At 39.6% G+C, this 21395-nt stretch carries 21 protein-coding genes; 12 read left to right on the plus strand and 9 right to left on the minus strand.

Features of this window, described 5'->3' with window-relative positions; genetic code table 11:
• Positions 1 to 215: 215 nt before the first annotated feature.
• From AC6H44_RS12540 to queG, 4 genes are read left to right on the plus strand one after another with little or no spacing between them, the layout of a single operon-like run.
• A complete protein-coding gene (locus AC6H44_RS12540) occupies positions 216 to 1082 on the plus strand; it encodes a DMT family transporter (RefSeq protein WP_500735876.1) in 867 nt (288 codons plus the stop codon).
• On the plus strand, positions 1079 to 1783 hold the full coding sequence (locus tag AC6H44_RS12545; RefSeq protein ID WP_500735877.1) for a glycerophosphodiester phosphodiesterase: 705 nt from the start codon (positions 1079 to 1081) through the stop codon (positions 1781 to 1783). The genes AC6H44_RS12540 and AC6H44_RS12545 overlap by 4 nt, the downstream gene beginning before the upstream one ends.
• Before the next feature lie 58 nt (positions 1784 to 1841).
• Positions 1842 to 3062 (plus strand): methyl-accepting chemotaxis protein, encoded by a 1221-nt coding sequence (locus AC6H44_RS12550; protein ID WP_500735878.1) that lies wholly within the window; start codon positions 1842 to 1844, stop codon positions 3060 to 3062.
• A 60-nt stretch (positions 3063 to 3122) separates the two neighbouring features.
• Complete coding sequence (gene queG / locus AC6H44_RS12555) at positions 3123 to 4256, plus strand: tRNA epoxyqueuosine(34) reductase QueG (protein WP_500735879.1); 1134 nt, start codon at positions 3123 to 3125, stop codon at positions 4254 to 4256.
• A 72-nt stretch (positions 4257 to 4328) separates the two neighbouring features.
• Here queG and AC6H44_RS12560 read toward each other — a convergent pair whose 3' ends face one another.
• From AC6H44_RS12560 to AC6H44_RS12570, 3 genes are all read right to left on the minus strand, one after another.
• Positions 4329 to 5456 (minus strand): response regulator, encoded by a 1128-nt coding sequence (locus tag AC6H44_RS12560; protein WP_500735880.1) that lies wholly within the window; start codon positions 5454 to 5456, stop codon positions 4329 to 4331.
• 43 nt (positions 5457 to 5499) lie between these two features.
• Positions 5500 to 7494, minus strand: a complete 1995-nt coding sequence (locus AC6H44_RS12565) for a sensor histidine kinase (protein WP_500735881.1) — start codon at positions 7492 to 7494, stop codon at positions 5500 to 5502.
• Positions 7495 to 7581: 87 nt separating this feature from the next.
• Positions 7582 to 8079 carry a GNAT family N-acetyltransferase gene (locus AC6H44_RS12570; RefSeq protein WP_500735882.1) on the minus strand — a complete coding sequence of 166 codons (498 nt, stop codon included), beginning with the start codon at positions 8077 to 8079 and terminating at the stop codon, positions 7582 to 7584.
• A gap of 86 nt (positions 8080 to 8165) precedes the next feature.
• On the opposite strand from AC6H44_RS12570, the gene AC6H44_RS12575 reads away from it, so the two are divergent.
• From AC6H44_RS12575 to AC6H44_RS12595, 5 genes are all read left to right on the plus strand, one after another.
• Positions 8166 to 8735, plus strand: coding sequence for a glutathione peroxidase (locus AC6H44_RS12575; RefSeq protein ID WP_500735883.1), 570 nt, complete (start codon positions 8166 to 8168; stop codon positions 8733 to 8735).
• A 75-nt stretch (positions 8736 to 8810) separates the two neighbouring features.
• Entirely contained in the window at positions 8811 to 9092 is a 282-nt protein-coding gene (locus AC6H44_RS12580) for a peptidylprolyl isomerase (protein WP_500735885.1), read from the plus strand.
• Between the two features lie 292 nt (positions 9093 to 9384).
• Positions 9385 to 9735 (plus strand): DUF2750 domain-containing protein, encoded by a 351-nt coding sequence (locus AC6H44_RS12585; protein WP_500735887.1) that lies wholly within the window; start codon positions 9385 to 9387, stop codon positions 9733 to 9735.
• 84 nt (positions 9736 to 9819) lie between these two features.
• A complete protein-coding gene (locus AC6H44_RS12590; protein ID WP_500735889.1) occupies positions 9820 to 10500 on the plus strand; it encodes a site-specific integrase in 681 nt (226 codons plus the stop codon).
• A gap of 107 nt (positions 10501 to 10607) precedes the next feature.
• Positions 10608 to 13181 (plus strand): M1 family metallopeptidase, encoded by a 2574-nt coding sequence (locus AC6H44_RS12595; protein ID WP_500735891.1) that lies wholly within the window; start codon positions 10608 to 10610, stop codon positions 13179 to 13181.
• A 252-nt stretch (positions 13182 to 13433) separates the two neighbouring features.
• Here the strand turns inward: AC6H44_RS12595 and AC6H44_RS12600 are convergent, their stop codons facing one another.
• Positions 13434 to 13799: a hypothetical protein gene (locus AC6H44_RS12600; protein WP_500735893.1), complete on the minus strand. Its 366-nt coding sequence runs from the start codon at positions 13797 to 13799 to the stop codon at positions 13434 to 13436.
• 67 nt (positions 13800 to 13866) lie between these two features.
• Positions 13867 to 14736, minus strand: coding sequence for a TolB-like translocation protein (locus tag AC6H44_RS12605; protein WP_500735895.1), 870 nt, complete (start codon positions 14734 to 14736; stop codon positions 13867 to 13869).
• A 103-nt stretch (positions 14737 to 14839) separates the two neighbouring features.
• On the opposite strand from AC6H44_RS12605, the gene AC6H44_RS12610 reads away from it, so the two are divergent.
• The 3 genes from AC6H44_RS12610 to yjjG all read left to right on the plus strand — a co-directional run bounded on the left by AC6H44_RS12610 (position 14840) and on the right by yjjG (position 17026).
• Positions 14840 to 15739 (plus strand): phosphoribulokinase, encoded by a 900-nt coding sequence (locus tag AC6H44_RS12610; RefSeq protein WP_500735896.1) that lies wholly within the window; start codon positions 14840 to 14842, stop codon positions 15737 to 15739.
• Between the two features lie 61 nt (positions 15740 to 15800).
• Entirely contained in the window at positions 15801 to 16340 is a 540-nt protein-coding gene (yjjX, locus tag AC6H44_RS12615; protein WP_500735897.1) for an inosine/xanthosine triphosphatase, read from the plus strand.
• An 11-nt stretch (positions 16341 to 16351) separates the two neighbouring features.
• Positions 16352 to 17026: a pyrimidine 5'-nucleotidase gene (gene yjjG, locus AC6H44_RS12620; RefSeq protein WP_500735898.1), complete on the plus strand. Its 675-nt coding sequence runs from the start codon at positions 16352 to 16354 to the stop codon at positions 17024 to 17026.
• 66 nt (positions 17027 to 17092) lie between these two features.
• Here the strand turns inward: yjjG and lpxC are convergent, their stop codons facing one another.
• From lpxC to AC6H44_RS12640, 4 genes are all read right to left on the minus strand, one after another.
• Positions 17093 to 18004 (minus strand): UDP-3-O-acyl-N-acetylglucosamine deacetylase, encoded by a 912-nt coding sequence (lpxC, locus tag AC6H44_RS12625; protein WP_500735899.1) that lies wholly within the window; start codon positions 18002 to 18004, stop codon positions 17093 to 17095.
• Positions 18005 to 18111: 107 nt separating this feature from the next.
• A complete protein-coding gene (ftsZ, locus tag AC6H44_RS12630) occupies positions 18112 to 19365 on the minus strand; it encodes a cell division protein FtsZ (protein WP_500735901.1) in 1254 nt (417 codons plus the stop codon).
• 21 nt (positions 19366 to 19386) lie between these two features.
• On the minus strand, positions 19387 to 20619 hold the full coding sequence (gene ftsA / locus AC6H44_RS12635) for a cell division protein FtsA (protein ID WP_500735902.1): 1233 nt from the start codon (positions 20617 to 20619) through the stop codon (positions 19387 to 19389).
• Between the two features lie 14 nt (positions 20620 to 20633).
• Positions 20634 to 21395 (minus strand): cell division protein FtsQ/DivIB, encoded by a 762-nt coding sequence (locus AC6H44_RS12640; protein WP_500735903.1) that lies wholly within the window; start codon positions 21393 to 21395, stop codon positions 20634 to 20636.

The following is a 21395-nucleotide window of genomic DNA, read 5'->3' on the forward strand; positions in this document are numbered from 1 at the left end:
GCGAATCAAAAAATTCGCTAATATCCAGGCTCATTAAAATTAAACTGTTCATAACGTTCTCCAATATTAAGTAGAGTAACTATGCCAATGCGTAAAAATAATAAGAGTGAGAAGTGTCATTAACTTTGCTGACATTTGTCATGAAGTAGAAAATTTCATCTTCTGAGTACAAAAGCAATGTTAATATGGCCAAAAATAAGTAACCAGGAAATTTAATGCACTCCCAACAGCAAAGCCTACTTTATTTACACATTGCGGTATTACTTTTTGGCGGCACCGCCTTATTTGCAAAGCTAATTGGCTTAAATGCATTGGATATTACTGCTTATCGTGCGGCTATCGCAGCAGTGGCAATTTATGTGTTACTTAATTTACAAAAAAAGCCAATAAAACTTCATAAAGCTAAGGATTATCTCATTGCAATTTTATTGGGTGTTGCTGTGGGTATTAATTGGGTAACTTACTTCGCAGGCATGCAATTAGCAGGCATAACGATAGGTATGTTAGCCTTTTTTACTTACCCAGTGATCACGGTATTTTTAGAACCGCTATTTAATAAAAGTACCCCAAAAGTAAAAGATATAATAAGTGCTATGGTGGTTATTGTCGGTATTTATTTATTGATCCCTAACGCAAATTTAGGTGATGACATTACCTTAGGCGTTGTAACGGGCGTGGTATCGGCGTTGTTTTTTGCAATTCGTAACATTACCCACAAACGCTATTTTAGCCAATATGGCGGGCCGCAAACCATGTTTTATCAAACCTTGGTGGCAAGCTTAATACTGTGCGCTTTTATTAAAGTGCCTGTAACGCAAATTAGTGATGCTGATTTAATGCTACTGCTTATAGCGGGCGTTATATTTACCGCTATGCCGCATTCATTATTTGCAGCAAGTTTAAAACATTTATCCGCCGCGACCGCTGGATTGATCGCTTGCCTGCAACCGCTTTATGGCACAATATTGGCTATAATTATTCTGCACGAACGTCCATCAGCAATGACCCTGATTGGCGGCGCACTTATTGTTAGTGCTGCGTGCTTTGAAACTTGGTCAATCTCACGGAAAAAGCAGCCATGAAAATTTTTGCTCATAGAGGCGCAAGCACACACTTTCCTGAAAACACCCAAAGTGCCATTATGGCAGCATTAAAAGCAAACGTAGATGGTATTGAGGTTGATGTACAAAGTGCACTCGACGATTACGTCATTATTCATGATACTTATTTAGACAGAACCACTAATGGTAAAGGCAAGGTATGCGACCTGAGCGTAAAACAAATTAAACAATTCGATGCTGGTAACGCTCAGCAAGTGCCTACCTTACAGCAATTAATTGATTGGAATAATAATCAAACATTGCTTAACTTAGAGCTAAAACATACCTTTGAACTAGAAAAGTTTGCGACCCAGTTAGAAATAAATATCGCGGCGAACAAAATATCCGCTGACAATATTTTAGTTTCATCATTTAACCATCATCAACTACACTGGCTTAAAGCGCGCATGTCTTGGCTTAAAATTGGCGCACTGACTGCCTCTATTCCATTGCAGTATGCTAAGTTTGCACAAGAGTTAAATGCGTATAGTATTCATATAGATAAAAACTTTATGAATAAACAGTTTGTTGACGATGCCAAACAACGTGGTTTGAAAGTATTTGCTTACACGGTCGATGAAGTTGAAGACATAAAGCTTATGCTGGTATGTGGCGTAGATGGTATTTTTACTAACGACCCGGAACGCAGCAAGCATTATTTAGCACAATTAAATGAACTGTAACTGATTATTTGATTGTTATTTATGCTATAAAAACAATAATTTAGTAGGTCACAATTTAATGAGTAGCTATATGCGTATTTATAATTTTTTAGAACAAACTCTGTTTTATACTTTAACCCGAAAAATAGTGGGTAATTTAAGCTTTGTTTTTTTATTTCAAGCTATAACATTATTTTGGTTGTATAGCAGCTTATCTGAAAACCAGCAAAATACAGGGTTATTTTGGACACTCGCCTTAATTATTATTGCGGGCTTTATATTTACTCTGTTTTATATGCGCTTTTTAATTGTGCGTCCTGTAAAAGCAATGCGCGATACACTGATCAAAATTAACCAGCAAGATGCTAATTTAGCTGCCAAACTACCTCATTTCACCTTTGATGAATTTAGAGATTTAAGTGAGCAATATAATCAATTTACAACACATTTAAACGTGCTGCTCAGTACTACTTACTCAAGCTCACAAGAAAGCGTACAAAGTAATAGCCAAGTTACTCAATCAATGCATCACACCGAGCAATTAAGTGAACAACAAATAAACTTAAGCCACACAATTATTGATGCAAGCAATCAAATTACGCAAAGCTTGCAAAACATAGTAAGCAATACCGACAGTGTGCGTAATATTAATAATGAACACCTAAATTTTGTAAAACTCTCAGCAACAGAGCTATCTAAACTCGTTGAGCAGATCAGCCACATTGATCAAATGCTTAATAACTTTTCTAAAACTATTGTGGGCTTAAGAGAGAACAGTGAAAATATTCGCGGCATCTTAAAAATGGTTGAAGAATTTTCTGATCAAACTAATTTATTAGCACTAAATGCAGCTATCGAAGCCGCTCGAGCAGGAGAAGCTGGGCGAGGTTTTGCGGTCGTTGCCGATGAGGTACGTACCCTATCAGTAAAAGTAAGTGACGCAACACGGCAGATCAGTGATTTTATCACTCAAATGAATGAGCTGGTCAATGAAACTAACAAAGAATCAAAGCAATTGATCAGCCACTCAAATAATGCTCAAACAGCTATCAAAAACACCTCAAATGGCTTTGGAAAAATGCTTAACGAGTTTGAACATAATCAACAACAATTACAACAAATAGCCAATGCAGTACATTTACTCGAAGATACTCAAAATCAAACACATGAATCGGTAGAAAAAATTGCGACTTTAGGCGAACAAGCCAAACAACAAATAGATATTGCGCTGCACGATTCTGAGCAATCACAGAAACTGAGCCAACAAACCCAACAACAGTTAAAGCGCTTTGTAGATTAGTTTCACCCAAGCCGCAATTATGCTAAATTACGCGGCTTGTTATTTAACTATGTGAAGCATGTGAGCGACGCAAATCCAAATTATAAACAGCTAGCCCAACAAATAAAATTATGGGGCCAACAACTTGGCTTTAGTGAAGTGGGTATTACTGATGTTGATTTAAGTCAGCATGAAGCACAGCTTCAGCGTTGGCTAGATGCGGGCTTTCATGGTTCAATGGATTACATGGCAGCACATGGCATGAAACGCGCCCGCCCAAGTGAGCTCGTACCCGGAACACAGCGAGTTATTTCAGTTAAAATGAATTATCTGCCACCTGATTCAGGGTTTGCCAAAAACCTTAAAAACACCGAAAAAGCCTACATAAGCCGTTATGCACTTGGCCGAGATTATCATAAATTAATGCGTAATCGGCTCAAGCAGCTAGGCAAAAAAATTGAACTACATGTGGGTGATTATGGCTTTAGACCTTTTGTTGATTCAGCCCCGATACTTGAGCGTCAACTCGCTGAAAAAGCGGGCCTTGGTTGGCGCGGTAAACATTCTTTGTTGATAAATAAACAAGCCGGTTCTTGGTTCTTCTTAGGTGAGCTTTTTGTAGATATTCCGTTACCAATTGACAAACCCAATGAATTTGAAGGCTGTGGTAAGTGTGTAGCATGCATTACTTTGTGTCCAACAGGCGCCATTGTAGAACCTTATGTGGTTGATGCCCGTAAATGTATTTCATATTTAACCATAGAGCATCAAGGGGCTATTCCTGAGCAATACCGCCCTCTAATGGGCAATCGTATTTATGGCTGTGATGATTGCCAATTAGTATGTCCTTGGAACCGCTATGGAAAAATAACTGATGAAGTAGACTTTCACCCTCGAACACAACTAAAGAATAAAGATTTACTGGCGTTATTTGAGTGGGACGAAGCCACCTTCTTAAAAAATACTGAGGGCAGCCCAATTCGTCGTATTGGTCATGAGCGTTGGCTAAGAAACATTGCTGTTGGCTTAGGCAACGCAGACTTTAGCCCAACGATTATTGCTGCACTGGAAGATAAACACCAAACGGTGAGTGACATGGTGGGTGAACATATCAATTGGGCGCTCACCCAGCAACACGACAAGCAAAGACAAAAATTACGTAAAACGGCGCGGTTAATCCGTATAGTCGAAAAAGGCCTCCCCAGAGACGCGTAAGCCTTTAAAAGGCGCGACATAAAGTCACTGCTACAGGATTACCTCGTATCTCGCAGCCCGTAACCCGCACTTTTAGCTTTTGAGCAATAAAGCCAAATCCTGTTCTATTTCTGCAAACGCTGTTTTTACTTGAGTAACGGACTCTTCTCGTGCCACCGATTTTTGTATTGTCGCGTCGACCTTTTTGTAAATAAATACCTCTTGGTCTTCATCGAGCCCCATAGTAGGAATGCGCTCTTCTAACTCTTCTTGCAGCTGTTTAAATACTTTTTCATTATTAATTCGATTATCGTTTAGCAGTTCAATTAAACGGTGAAATTTACTGTGTACCGTACCCGCCACTTTATTTAGTTTATCTTGCTGCAAAATCAGCATTTGTTTGGTTAAAATAGCGCGAAGTTGCTGTTCAGTTACACTAACAATAAAACAAATGTGGTCACGCATGCGGCCATGCTTTTGCTCATCATGCTCAGGCATATTTAAAACAAGTAAACTGATAAGTTCATAATTTACTAAAATACGATGAGAAAATTCGTGTAATCGCCCTTTATTTTTGAGCATTTCAAATAATTCAATAACAATGGGAGAGCATACGCCATTTAAGGCAAAGTGAAGCCTGGAGTCATTACACCTAAGTTCAATATTACTTTGTAAACCAAATGCCTGTAGACAATTTACTAATGCCTGTCCGAGCTCTTGTACATTATCTATGGCACCAATACTTTCAACATAATTAACTATCTGACCCATTTCGCTACTGTTGGCCATAGCGTTAAAGGCGGTAGAGGTTGCTTCATGTACTTGCTTTTCAAGCTGCTGTTTTTGTAATAAAATTTGATTTAATTTTTGCAGCTTCTGTTTAAGTTCGTCATGCCCAAACGGTTTGACAATATAATCTTCAGCGCCTACTGAATACCCTTCCATTCGCTCCTCGACCGTGCCTCTTGCAGAAACAAACATTACAATAATATCACGTGTATTAGGGTTTGCTTTTAGCGCTTTACACACTTCATAACCATTCATTTTTGGCATGCTGACATCAAGTAAAATAACCTGAGGCATATACGCTTCAACCATATTTAAACACTCAGGGCCGCTAGAGGCTAGCCTGAGTTCAAAATCTAGGTCCTCTAAAATCTCTTCAATTATTTCAAGATTAAATGGCTCATCGTCGACTGCAAGAATTTTAGTTAAAGGCATAATTTTTCATCCATATAAAGCATGTTTATTAAAAATTCAATTGTTAACTGTGGTTGTTAGCTAATTGTTCATCGGCTAAATATTCGTCTAAATTTATTTCTAAAGGGAATTTAATACAAATTGTTGCCCCACCAAGGCTGTTGTTACAAGCCTTGATACTGCCTTGATGTAGTGAAACAAACTCGCGACACAAGGTAAGTCCTAGCCCCGTACCACCTGCACCACTGTTTGTTTTACTACTTTGTACAAATTTATGAAAAACCGTTTCAAGTTCATCGTCAGGAATACCTATTCCACTATCTATTACTTCAATATTTACATAGTCATTGTCTGTTTTTAGCACTACTTCAATTACACTGTGTGCTTCACTGAATTTTAATGCATTACTCAGTACGTTTCTAAGCACCTGATTAATTTGCTCTTCATCACATTGTGCAATAACCTGCGCGCTCGCTGTATTAAATATAATATTAATATTTTTTTCGATAGCTATACCGGCAACATCATCAATGCTAGTTCTTATAATGGTTTTTAAATCACACGGACGAGGATTAAAAGGAAACTTACCTACATCTAATTTCGATAAATCGAGTAGGTTGTTAAGTAACGACAATAATCTCTGTCCACTTGATTCGATTCGAGTTAAGTACTTTAAAAGTTTAACTTTGCTAAATTCACTCTCCTCTAACTTGCTGATACCAAAGCGTGAAAAGCTTAATATTGAGTGCATTGGCGTTCTTAGCTCATGTGACATATTTGCTAAAAATTCTGATTTACTTAGGTTAGCTGCCTCAGCAATATTTTTCGCATGCTCAAGCTGAGAGGTACGTGCTCTTACTTGCTCTTCTAATAAATCTTTTGCCTCAAGTAACAAGTCTTCTTTTTGTTTTAAGTGAGCAACATTTTTAAAAATAACGGCTAACGCAATTTCCCCATGATGGTCAATCTCATTAAATGAGCCGACCAAGGGTATTGTACTCCCTTCTTTACTGACAATGTGTAAGTCACAACTAAATTGCCGATTACTGTTTAGTGTAGAAATTTTTTCTTTAATTACGCTTACAGAATCTTCATCTAAAAAGTAAAATATTGAATGAGCAATCAGCTTTTCAAATCGTAAATTAAAGAGTTTTAAGCAAGCGTCATTAGCCTCAACTATTTTTCCTTTACGTTCGAATAAAAGAATAGGATCTGGCGTGTTTTTAAAAATAACTTGCAGTAGGCTATCTTTTTCAATCAACACATCAACTGTTTCTTGTAATCTTTCTACTAGTTCAGCATTGTGGCGTTTTAACAATTCGGTTTGCCATAGCTTATGCACTGCTTGTAGTAATACATTATCATCAAGTGGTTTAATTAATACATCTTCAACACCTTGACGTATCGCTTCAATCATCGACACTTGAGCAGGGCATGAGGTCATTAATAGGCATCGGCTATCAGGTTGTGTTTGCTTCAGGCTAGTAAAAATATCTAATCCTAAGCCTTCTTTTAAACTAAAGTCACTAATCAAAATATCAATCGTTTTGAGGTTGGCTATACTCAACGCCTCATCACAACTTGTTGCTGTGTATACTTCTATGTGCGCACCCACTAAGCTACTTTTAAGCTTGTCTAAACGATCATTAACATGATCTACCAACAAAATAGTGGGCAGTTTAAAAATATCATCAGCGCCTATTTCTAATATGGCTTCAACTAATGAAGTAATTTCTTTATTTGAAAAAAATGGGTAAATAATAGTTGCATCAGGCACGAGAGTATTTAATTTGCCAAACGCATTTAGTAATTCACCGGTCTCAGCTTTAGGGGCTAATAGTAAAAATGATTGACGAGTTGCATTTTTTACTAACGAAGCGACTAGGCTAGTGGGTATGCCTTGAGAAAAGGCAATTAAATCGTAGCTGCTTATATCTGTGTTTTCATCAAACATAGAGTGATGAACTAATTCAACTTGGCAGCCAATTAGTTCTAGCAATACTTTTAAGCGCATAGCTATAATGCTACTGCTGTCAATAATAAGTATTTCCCTTGCCATGCAAACAAACTTAAAAAGATTTAAATAAAACGTCTCTTAAGCATAGTCTACATTTTTTGGTTTGGCATACTCATAAAATTAAAACGCTTACTCTTGGGTTTGCATATGTTTGCCAAATATAGTTAGGCTATAAAGTTGGTTGTCCATCCTCGCTACGTTAGGTAATTCTCCCCATACTGCAAAATCAAAATGCTTAAATAATTTAATACTGGGTACATTATGGCTAAAAATAAATCCGAGTAATACTTCAATACCTAACTGCTTAGCTTGTTGTTGCGCAAATTGCATCATTTTTTTACCCAGCCCTTTGCCTTGAGCTGCTGCAGTAATGTAAATACTTAATTCAACGGTACCATCGTAGGCTGGACGGCCATAAAACGATTTATAACTTAACCATGCTAATACTTTATTATTCTCACAATAAACAAAAATAGGGCGTTGAGCTGTGTGACTATCAAACCATTGCTGTTTATCAGCAACGGTGACCTCTTCGGTATCAGCGGTAACCATGCGACTGGGAATAGTTTCGTTATAAATGGCAACAATGACAGCTAAATCATCGGGTTTTGCTAAACGTATAGTCATAAAAAGTAAGTAAGTTGATCAATTTTGTCTATAGTAGCGTAAGGTAAATAACATAAATACCCATTAATCGCATTCAAGGTGACAGCATGATAAAAAAAATAATACTGGGCTTAACGTTAGCATTAAGCTGTGTATCGCAAAATATTAATGCCGCAGAGGTTAACACTGCTGCAAAAAAAGCAGATACCTGCGATGATTTTACTAATGTGTCACTTAGAAAGCTTCGCTCAACCGACACCCTTAATTTATGCGAATTTAAAAACCAACCTCTTTTAATTGTTAACACCGCCAGTAATTGCGGCTTTACTGGACAGTTTGAAGGGTTAGAAGCACTTTACAAAAAATATAAAGAGCAAGGGTTAGTGGTATTGGGTTTTCCATCGGATGATTTTTTTCAAGAAGAAAACGATGAAAAAGATACCGCTAAAGTATGTTATGTAAATTACGGTGTTACCTTTCCAATGCTTGCCACCAGCTCCGTGCGCGGCAGTAACGCTAACCCTATTTTTAAGCATTTAAACGCACAAACCAGCTCACCTAACTGGAATTTTTATAAATACGTGGTGTCCGCCGATCGCAAAACCATTACCCGTTTTAACAGTCGTGAAACACCCGATTCAGCAAAATTAGAAAGTGCAATTGAAAGTGCCTTTTAGCACAGGACTGGTAATTTTAGTTTAACCTTACTAATATGTTGCTTAGCGAAACTAAACTTATAAATAGGAGATTTTATGGCAGTGGCAAGTGCAAGGCACATACTCGTAGACAGTGAAGCACAATGTTTAGACCTTAAAGAAAAAATTGAGCAAGGTGAAGACTTTGCCGAATTAGCTAAATTACATTCTAATTGCCCGTCAGGTCAAGATGGAGGGGCTTTAGGTGAATTTGGACCAGGCATGATGGTACCAGAGTTTGATAAAGTGGTTTTTTCAGCGCCACTTAATCTAGTACAAGGCCCTGTACAAACACAATTTGGTTACCATTTACTAGAAGTAACCAGCCGTACAGAATAACTAAACTAACCTTTCGATAAAGCCGCATTAGCGGCTTTTTTAGGTTTTTTTAATCTGCACAATAAGCGAGTTGCACAAACATTACACTATTTAAATGATCATTTAGACGATGATGAATTTAAAAGCTGTGAATGCCTCAACATCAGTTTATACTGCTCACTAGATTGGATATGCTTTCGTGAACGAGCCGATTTAGCGCGCAGCCGCAATTAGTTAACTTTCATGAAACCTTTAGTCAGCGTCAAGCGGCTAAAAATGCCAACCCTCGACTTAAATTTTAAAAGGTGGATACATGAACGATATCGAAATTGAATCACAACTAGTTAGCTTTGTAGAAAAAGTACGTGTTAGTGAGCAGATCTGGGCACTGGGTGCTGACGATGGTGGTTTTGTTGTTTGTGAGTCAAATCAGTTTGATGACACCGATGTGTTACTGCTTTGGGAATCCCAAGAAACAGCGCAAGCACAATGTAAAGAAGAGTGGCAAGACTACAGCCCTGTAGAAATAAACCTTGATGAATTTTTAGATGATTGGGTTGAAGACCTAAAATCTGATGATGCACTTGTCGGTTTAAATTGGAATGACGATCAGGTGTGTATAGAAATAGAACCGGTTGGTTTAGCTCGTGCGTTAAGCGAATAATCACTAGGCGTTAGTTCGCTGACACTACCCCAGCTAACCGGTTAGCTGGGGTTTAAAAATAATAAAAACTGTCAAGGTAATACGTTGAAAACCCATCTTGGTCGTCGTCCATTTTCAGCGATGGAGCTGCACACTCTCTATAACGGGTATATTTATAGTGATACACGACTTGCCCGCGAACAAGCTAAACACTGGCACTTTTGGCTGCCTTTAATCGCTTATTACAGTGGCGCTTACAGTGATGAAATTGGCTGCTTAACCCTTGATGATCTGATACTTAAAAATAATATTCTGTGCTTTAATTTTCACACCCATGGTAAAATTAAGCCGCGTTTTGTGCCTGTACACCACGCTCTGATCAGGGCCGGATTTAATGATTATTTAACTTATCTAAAAGCACAAAATCATGCACGTTTAATGTTTGATCTACCCGCTAAATCGGGGCGCTTTAGTGAAAAGGTACGCATTTGGTTTTCTGGCGAAGGAGCGCGCGCGGGCTATTTGCAAAAATGCACAATTCCTTCAGTCGACCAGCTTGGTATGAAAACGGCCATCAGTAGTTTACGGCTTAACTTTGAGCAGCAAATTCGTATTTATGCTCTGCAAGCAGGCAACAAAGACTGCTTTAATTACTTAATGGGATTTAATGATTACCCCCACGACAGCTTTAGTGATATCACACAGCTTAATACTGTTTTACAACAGATCCGTGTTATCAATTCACATATTTATTGGCAGCGCTTTTTAGCGCGAGATAACCACTGACAAACTTTGTTACTCTTTTCCTTGGTGATCTGCACTTACTCTAGTAATAAAAGCTGTTAGCATGAAGTTATATAACTGTTTCTAACAACAATAATCTAGGGATAACTATGTTTTTAAAAAGCCTCTTAACCGTAAGCGTTGCGCTTGCGATGAATGCTGCAAGCGCTAACGAATTCGTTATTGAAAAACTCGCCAGGCCAAGTTCACAAAAAGTCGCTTTAACACTCGACCCAAGTCAGGACACCTTTACAGGAATGACTGAGATTAGCTTGGAAGTGCTTAAACCAACTAAATACATTGAACTCAATGGTGTTGATTACGCAACCAAAATGGTGCAACTACTAGGCGAGCAAAACTGCGATCTAAACAGTGAAATGCTTAAAACAGGCAAAATTAAATTTAGCTGTAAAGAGCAAATCCAGCCAGGTAAATACACCTTAAAAATTGATTTTTCGGCGCCGTATAATCGTCAAAGTGTGGGGTTATATAAAACCTTAGATCAAGGTATTCCATACTTATTCACCCAATTTGAAATGAGCGATGCTCGCCGCGCCTTTCCTGTATTTGACGAACCAAGCTATAAAATTCCGTTTCAGTTAACCATTACTGCGCCTACTTCGCAAAACGTGTATTCAAATACACCAGTGTTAAAAACCACAGTCAATGGTGATATGACCACCCATTACTTTGATAAAACGCCGCCAATCCCGTCATACTTAGTGGCTATGGCTGTAGGTCCGTTTGAAGAACTTGAAATTAAAGGCATGCCAATTCCTGGACGTGTGATCACCCCCCAAGGTAAAATTCATTTAGCGCAGTACGCACAGGAGAATATGCCCAAAGTATTAGCCGCTCTTGAAGAGTACTTTGCTATTCCTTATGTATATAAAAAGCTAGATTCTGTAGCTGTGCCAGAATTTCCGTTTGGCGCCATGGAAAACTCAGGCTTAGTGACTTACCGTGAAGATATTTTACTGGTTGATTTAGACAGCGCGACCCGCAGTAAAAAACAACGGAATGTGTCTATTATCGCCCATGAATTAGCGCACCAATGGTACGGTAATTTAGTGACCATGAAGTGGTGGAACGACTTATGGCTAAACGAAGCGTTTGCAAGCTGGATGGCCGCTAAAATGACTAAGCAGCTTAATCCTGAGTTTGAATCACATCTGGATTTACCACAAAACAATGTTATGGCACTTGATGCACGTTTGAGCACTAAACCAATACGTAAGCCAATTAAAACCGAAGCCGATATTATGGATGGTTTAGGCCTTGCTTACAGCAAAGGTAGCTCGGTACTGGCTATGGTTGAAAATTGGATTGGTGAAGACGCATTTCAAACCGGTATTCAGAACTACTTAAAAGAATTCTCCTATAAAAATGCCGAAGCCGCCGATTTATGGCAAGCACTTGGTAAAGCATCTAACAAAGATGTAGCGAGCGTATTAAAATCGTTTATTGAACAATCGTCATTTCCGCTAATTAACGTTAAGCAGCAAGGTAAAAAGATTATTATTTCGCAAAGTCGCTTTGTTAATGCCGGTGTTAAAGCCCCTGCTCAACTGTGGAATGTACCGGTAGCTATTAAATACGGGGCTGGCGATAAAGTAAAAACAGCCAATGTATTATTAAATAAACAAAGCCAAACGCTCGAGTTAGATTTTGAACCAGAATGGATCTACCCAGATCAAGGCGCTTTAGGTTACTACCGCTGGGTAATGGATGACGCGCAATTTAACGCACTAATAGATAATGCAGCTATGGTACTAAACGACCGTGAGCGCTTAGCGCTATTATCAGCGACCGATGCCTTACTTGATGCGGGTGTTATTTCTGCAGCTAAATTTATGCAAACACTTGACGTTTTCTCAAGCGACAGCCACCCCCGTGTTGCTAATACCGCCTTAGGTTACTTAGCTTCACAACAACGTATCTTTAAAGACGACAGCAATAAAGATTTATGGCCTACGTTTATTCAAAATGCAGTGATGCCTGCCGCTAAAAAGTATGGCCTAGAAGCTAAAATAGGCGAAGACGCTTCTGTAGCTCAACTGCGTGCAGCGGTCGTATCGCGCTTAGGCTTTGATGGCAAAGATAAAAATGTGATTAGTAAAGCAAAGCAGCAAACGCAAGCTTACTTAAACGACCCGCAAAAAGTTGACCCTTATCTAGCGAGTACTTATTTACACTTAGCGGCATTTCATGGCGATAAAGCCTTACTCGAGCAGTTTATGGCAACCTTTAAAACCACTAAAGATCCACAAGTTCGTACCAATATGCTGGCAGCGATGGGTTACTTTGGCAAACCTGAACTGCAAAAAGCGGTACTGGCGTATAGCTTAACAGACGAAGTAACGGCTTCCGATATGCGTACTATTTTATCTGGGCAAAGTTATACCGATGAACGCGAGGCGTTATTTATTGATTGGATTTATAGTCACTACGATAAAGTAACAGCAAGCTTGCCACCGTTTTTTGTGCCTAACTTACCTTACTTTACTACCGCCAGTTGTAATGCGCAAAGTTTAGCTACAACGCAAAAATTCTTTGACGCTAAACTTGATGATGTACCTGGTTATGCGCGTACATTAAGCAAACTGGCTGAAAGCACCAGTGACTGTATTGCACTTAAAAACCGTGAACTAGAATCGGTAAATAACTTCTTAAACAGTAAATGAGTTGAAATTTAAAGGATGGCGGGCTGCGGGCGACGGGTAACGGGTAACGGGTAACGGGCCGAAAACCTCAAACTCGGGCTAATGGCTGATGTTTTCTCATTTACTTCTCATTGTCTTCTCTTTGTGTAATAAAATCTTAAAAAATTTATTCACAAAGAGATTAAGAGGCGCTGCGCTTTTAGAGCTAGTGATTAAAGACAAGGGTTAAGGGCTAAAAGTTTCATCTTTAGCCTTTAGCCCTAAACCTATCTATTAACCGCCAATAATCATCGTTAGCTTGGCTATAAACTCTTTCGCTGCTTGCTCAGAGTTAATTTTAAAGGCCACACCATAATGAATAGGATGGGCACTTTTATAAATCCGAGTAGGAAAACGGGTCATTTCACTACTATGAAAGTAACCTTGGGTTCGAACAACCCCATCAATATCAGTAAAGTCATCACTAAACACTTCAAAGGCAGGACGGATCACAATTTTACCTTTGCCCGTTTCGGCATGGGTGTAAAACGCTTCTTTAGAATTTGCTAGCATATACTCAGCAATGTTTTTTATTTTAAAATTACTTCTACATTGAAGTTTTATAAGCTGCTCTGTTAACTCGTCTGCACTAAATGCCACGTGATATTCCTTTTTATTTAATGGGGGGTTAGACTAACTCATGCATAAGTTAAAGTCCGAAATTTATTTATTCACTACACACAAACGCTAATTGCTGATTGTTATAACTCATACGGCTTATTTCTGTTTCGCAGTATTGGCTTAAATCAAGCCACTGCGATATGTTTGAACCAGATGTTAGCTTGCGTTGATAAACGCGGTTTTTAATCGCGTAAACAATGGTATTTTCATCTTTTAGGATAAAATCTTGTACTTGGTTTGGCAGTCTAAGTATATTAGTGACTTGCTTGGTTTTCGGGTCAAAACGCGCTAAGTGATGCTGGCCATATTTGTTATGACTAAATAAAAATCCTGCCTGCGTTTTATTATAAATAAGTGTACGGTTAATGTTACTGGCAACAACCTCACCTTTTGCCGCAGCTACCGAGGTATATTGTAATGTGTGTGGCTCACCTAAAATAAACATCACTAAATCATTTTCACCTCCCCAAGCGTGATAACCCACAGGTTCAATCCAATCAAAAATACGACTGGGTAGCTGCTGTGCTGTTAACGGGTATTGCCATAGTTTTTGCTTGCCATTCTCTTCAACGACAATCGCCGATAAGTACAGCCCGTCTGGGGTTATTGTGGGCGAATATTCACTGACCGGCGTATTAGTGATTATTGAGGTCTGTTTTGATGATAAATTGTAAAACGCAATATCAGTTTGGCTCTGGTTATTATTGATTATCTCATGTGTATAATAAAGGCCATTGTCGGTTAAGTAAGGTTGATTGTTATAACCTGTTTTATCACTAACAACGTTTACCCGTATGCCATGCGGGGTATTTAAATCGGCAAGTAATATTTGGCTTTTAGGCATATTTGCTTGAGCAGTACCTAGTGTTATGGCATTTATAACAACAAGCCCTAGCAAGGGTTTAATCAATTTCATGCTTTCTCTCGTTTTAATTTTAAGCACCTCATGATAACGTTATTTATTGATGACGTCACTTGACCTCGCTTTTAACTAACGGGTCATAAAAAAGAGAACAACAATGTCGGCTAAATACCCTATTATTGCAATCACTGGCTCTTCAGGAGCAGGCACAACAACTACAACTAGTGCCGTGAAACATATTTTCCGCAGCCTTGATATCAACGCAGCATTTATCGAGGGTGATAGCTTTCATCGTTACACTCGCCCTGAAATGGATAAAAAAATTCGCGAAGCGCAGCAACAAAATAAACATATTAGCTATTTTGGTCGAGAAGCCAACGATTTCGGTGCATTAGAAGACTTATTCATTAAATACAGTGAAACGGGCCAAGGTAAATTGCGCCGATACTTACATACCTTTGATGAGGCTGTACCTTACAATCAGCTACCAGGAACATTTACCCCCTGGCAAGAACTAGAGCAAGATACCGACTTAATGTTTTACGAAGGGCTGCATGGTGGCGTGGTCGATGAAAATCATGATGTAGCTAAACATGTCGATTTACTCATAGGCATGGTGCCCATTATTAATCTTGAATGGATCCAAAAGCTGATTCGCGATACCTCTGAGCGAGGACATTCTCGTGAAAAAGTAATGGATTCTATTGTGCGTAGCATGGATGACTATATTAATCATATTACACCGCAGTTTTCTCGTACCCATATTAACTTTCAACGGGTGCCCACTGTTGATACCTCCAACCCGTTTAGCGCCAAAGATATTCCCTCGCTTGATGAAAGCTTTGTCGTTATTCGCTTTAGAGGAATAGATGATGTTGATTTCCCCTACTATCTACGCATGATTGAAGGCAGTTTTATGTCGCGAATAAATACCCTTGTAGTGCCTGGTGGAAAAATGGGACTTGCAATGGAACTTGTGCTCACGCCACTCATTAAAGACATAATTATGAAAAAGCGGGCTTTAGCGACGTTAGCACCACCTGAAATCCCTATTTAGACTCTTTTTTATTAAGTCTTTCTCACGTAAACTGGCGTTTTTTAAGTATGATGAGCCTAGTATGTCGCAACTAATTAAAATTATTGTTGGGTCTAAAAACCCAGTAAAAATCAATGCCGCCAAACATATTTTTGCGATGTATTTTCCCAAGCAGGTAATTGAATGCAGTGGCGTTCATGCACCTTCAGATGTACCCGAGCAACCCTTAGGTGAAGAGCAAACCTGCTTAGGGGCGCAAAATAGGGTTAATTACTGTAAAACCCAGTATCAAGCAGACTACTATGTGGCAATGGAAGGTGGTGCAGCGCAATTTAGTTATGGTGCAGCAACATTTGCCTATGTGGTTATTGATAATGGCGCACAGCAAGTAACAGGACGAAGCAGTAACTTACCCCTACCCATGGTATTTTATAAAGCATTGCTTCAAGGTGAAGAGCTTGGGGATGTAATGGATAACGCATTTAATATTACCAATATTAAACAGCAAGGGGGCGCTATTGGCCTATTAACTGATCACCATGCAACACGAGAAAGTACCTATACCCAAGCGCTGACACTCGCCATGGCGCCTTTTCTTAATCCCACTCTCTATAATCAATAACGGATGCTTTAATGAAGTATAACTACGTATTATTTGATGCCGACGAAACCTTATTTAGCTTCAATGCCTTTGCTGGCCTTAAAAAAATGCTAACAACTTATGACTTAGATTTTACCGAGGCAGATTATGCCCATTACCAAAATACCAATAAGTCATTATGGATTGCGTATCAAAACAATGAGATCACCTCAAGCCACCTACAAGTAACCCGTTTTAGCGAACTGGCAAATAAACTGAATGTACCAGCTCAGCAGCTCAATGATAATTTTTTATCGGCGATGGCCGAAATTTGTGTACCTTTACCCGGCGCAATTGATTTATTAAATGCCCTTAAACCGCATGCCAAATTAGGGATTATTACCAATGGTTTTTCTCAGTTACAAGCCCGTCGCCTAGCGCATACTGGGCTGCAAAATATGTTTGATTGGTTAGTAATTTCTGAAGAAGTAGGTATTGCTAAACCTGCCAAAGAAATATTTGATCACACCTTTAAATTAATGGGAGATCCACCAAAGGAGCAAATTTTAATGGTCGGTGATACCGCTAAAAGCGATATCCTTGGCGGGCAAAATGCGGGGATTGATACTTGCTGGTTGCAACACCCTGGGATGAACTTGCCTGAGGGAGTTAAACCAACCTATCAAGTAACTCAGCTTAAACAGTTACACACTATTTTGGGTTTATAATAAAAACCAAAAAAAATGACGCTAATTAGCGTCATTTTTTATAACTGTATGTAAGCATAATACTGATTAGGTATGAGCTAGCTCAAGACCGGGCGCAGGCATCGTCACAGGCGTTTCAAATGTTGCCCACTCCCATGCTGACTCTGTCGCCATAATTTTACGCAGTAACTTATTATTTAAATCATGACCTGATTTAAAGGCAGTAACTTTGCCTAAAAGATTATGACCTGTCATAAACATGTCACCTACACAGTCTAGAATCTTATGCTTGACGAACTCATCGGCGTAACGTAAACCGTTTGGATTTAAAACTTTAAATTCATCTAGTACCACTGCGCTATCCATGCTGCCGCCTAGTGCAAGGTTGTTAGCATGCATATATTCAATGTCTTTCATAAAGCCAAAAGTACGTGCACGACTAATCTCTTCAGTGAAACTTTGCGCGGTAATATCTAAGCCAATACGTTGACGGCTTTCATTGATTGCTGGATGATCAAAAGCAATTTCAAAATCGATATGGAATCCGTCGTAAGGTTCCACTTCGGCCCATTTATCACCTTCTTCAATACGTACTTTTTCTTTGATGCGAATAAAGCGTTTTGCGACATTTTGCTCTTCAATGCCGCCTTTTTGTAATAAATAAATGAATGGCAATGCACTACCATCCATTATGGGTACTTCTGAGCTATCAAGTTCAACAATTAAATTGTCGATACCCATTGCAGCAACCGCTGCAATTAAGTGCTCAGTTGTAGATAAACGAACGCCATCTTTGTTAATTAAACAGGTACATAGTTGCGTATCACCAACGGCTTCAGGTGTTGTTTCAAAATCAACAACCGGATCAAGGTCGACACGACGAAATACAATCCCAGTATTTGCGCTCGCAGGTCGGAGAGTTATTGTGACCTTCTCACCTTTATGAAGTCCAATTCCTATGGCTTTTACTACTTGTGCAATCGTACGCTGTTTTATCATAGGTTCGCTCACTTTAAGTAAATATTACAGTTAGACGGCAAAGTGTAACATAAATACGGTATAACTACAATATTCGTTTAAAATTCAAACAGAAGCACTGCTTTTAATTAATCCGCTTGTTTACGTAAAAAAGCGGGAATATCGAAATAATCACCACCCTCAGACTTATCTGTTTTCTTAGCACTGCTTGACGACTTATTCGCTGTAGAACTTGAAGAACTGCTCGATGTACTTTGCTCTTTTGATTCAGTTTGCGTCGTCGTTGTTGGCTCTTCTTTACTTGTGCCTTGACTTGCAAAGCTAGGTACATACATGCCGCTGCTCGTTTGCGTGCTTGAACTTGCTACATCAGAACCTGATGCTTTTTTAAAGCCATTATCTACAATACCAAACTGTGGACGACGATCGCCACCTAAGCCAGTTGCAACAACGGTTACACGTAGCTCGTCCGTCATTTCAGGGTCGATTACCGCCCCCACAACCACGGTGGCGTTTTCAGATGCTAATGCTTTAACGTGATTACCAACAATTTCAAATTCTTCAATCGCGATATCCATGCCAGCAGTAATATTAACCAAGATACCTTTAGCACCGGTTAAATCAACGTCTTCTAGTAATGGGCTTGAAATAGCAGCTTCCGCTGCTTCTTGTGCACGATCAGGACCCGATGCAGATGCAGTTCCCATCATCGCGGGGCCCATTGCAGACATAACTGTGCGTACGTCGGCGAAATCCACGTTAATTAAACCTGAGCGAGTGATTAACTCGGCAATACCTTGTACCGCCCCGTATAATACGTCATTTGCTTTAGCAAACGCATCCAGTAAAGTTGTTCCTTTACCCAATACTTTTAGTAATTTATTATTTGGAATGGTGATTAATGAGTCTACAATTTCAGATAATTCGTTAATACCCTGCTCTGCTGCAGCGGCACGCTTTTTACCTTCAAAATCAAACGGACGAGTTACCACGGCTACAGTTAAAATACCCAGTTCTTTGGCTATTTTAGCAACCACTGGCGCTGCACCAGTACCGGTACCACCACCCATACCTGCGGCAATAAATACCATATCGGCACCTTCTAGGCTGGCACGAATGGTGTCTGCGTCTTCTTCAGCCGATTTACGACCTACTTCAGGGTTTGCGCCCGCACCCAACCCAGAAGTTATTTGCGTACCTAACTGTACGGTTACATCAGCGCCTGAATTACGTAGTGCTTGTGCGTCCGTATTGGCTGCAATAAATCGCACACCTTCAATTTGCTGCTTTACCATGTGCTCAACTGCGTTACCGCCGCCGCCACCAACACCAATTACTTTTATGACAGCTTCTTCGCTGTGTTGTTCCATTATATCAAACATATTTACTCTCCGACTTGAGTACTAAAACTCGCCTTGAAACCATTTTGTGATGCGGTTCCACCAATTATTACCACTATCCGCTTTCGACTTTTGTGCATTCATCGACTGCATAGTACGCCCATATTGTAACAAACCTACCGCGGTTGCGTACGATGGATCATCAACATAATCAGTTAAACCAACCACCCCAATTGGTTTACCTACTCTTACTGGCATTTGAAAAATATCTTCAGCCACTTCCATTGCGCCAGTCATTTTAGCAGTGCCGCCTGTTATAACGAGCCCTGCTGCAATTTGGTCTTCAAACCCTGAACGACGAATTTCTTCCATCGCCAGTTCAAATAATTCTCTAAAACGTGGTTCAACCACTTCAGATAACGTATGTTTTGACATCAGCCTTGCCGGTCGCCCGCCTACGCTTGGCACTTCAATCGTGTCTTCGCTGCTGGCCATTTGACTACTTGCACAAGCGTATTGTACTTTGAGTGATTCGGCATGTGATATAGGTGTACGGAATATTTTTGCAATATCGCCCGTTACTTGATTACCTGCTACCGGAATAACCGCAGAATGACGCAGCGCACCATTAATATAAATAGTGATATCCATAGTACCACCACCAATATCGATCACGGCTACACCGAGCTCTTTTTCATCATCCGTCAGCACAGAGTAACACGAGGCAAGCGCCGTAAATATCAGCTGGTCGACTTCAAGGCCACAACGTTCAACACATTTTTCTATATTTTTTGCCATGTCGCTCGAACAAGTAATAATGTGTGCACGTGCCTCCATACGCACACCGCTCATACCCAATGGATTTTTAATCCCCTCTTGCATATCAATGCTGTATTCTTGCGGCAAGGCATGCAACATTTTTCGTTCAGCTGAAATTGGGATTGAACGCGCAATATGAATCACATTTTCTATGTCTTCATCGGTTACTTCAGTGTTGTTAATAGCCACAACGCCGCTTTCGTTCTGACATTGAATATGTTTGCCAGAAATTCCCAAATAAACCGAGCTGATACGACAATCAGCCATAAGTTCAGCTTCATCAATCGCGCGACGAATTGACTCAGACACTAAGTTTAAATCGTTGACGCCGCCTTTATCCATGCCATGCGATACTTGGCTTCCCACGCCAACAATGCTGAGCTTGTTATCTGTGGTGATTTCACCGACCGTAGCCACTACTTTTGAAGTGCCTACGTCTAATCCAATCACTAGGTTTCTTTCTGCTGACTTAGTCATGCCTTACTCTTTTATTATAATTGCTGTGCTTGCAATGGCTTATAGCTCACTGCAAGGCCGGTATCATAGCGTAAATCGATTACATCTATTTGTGCATCAGCACGTTTCTTTATGCGTGAATAAACATCTATAAAACGTTGTACACGCTTAGCTTTGTCTTTGCGCCCTAAATTTAGTCGCACGCCATTATCTAACCAAAGCTGCCATGAAAACCGCTCTGATAACGCTAAGCTACTGAGCGTAAATGCATTTACTTTGAGCATTTCATCAAGCTGTTTAAACGCTGTCCATGCTTCTTTTTCGCTCCCCTCTGGCCCATAAAGTTTGGGTAAAGTGGCGGCTAATTTATCACTTTTAGCTTCAAACGCGTCACCGTTTTGGTTAATCAACAAATCACTGTTCCAATGAGCAACGGCTTGGTGTTCAACCACGTAAACTTGAATAGTATCGGGCCATTGCTTCCTTACCGATACCGTAGCTACCCAAGGCAGCGCTTGTACTACATGCTGAACTTGCTTCACGTTTAGCTCAAAAAAACTGCTTAAATCCGCTGTTTTTATCGCGTTTGTTATTGCTTTTTCATCTGTGTATTTGGGGTTACCCAATACCGTTAAATGCTTAATTTGTGCATCTTTGTTTTTAACTAACCAATGCGAAACGCCATTGGTTATTTCAATTAACCCTATCACTACCGCTAAAAAAAAACTCACTCCAAAAATCAGCGACCAATTAAGTTGCTGTTTTAGTTGCTTTGCTCTTTCTAAAAAGGGGTGCAT

The sequence above is a fragment of the Pseudoalteromonas sp. TAP-3C genome, assembly GCF_059888565.1.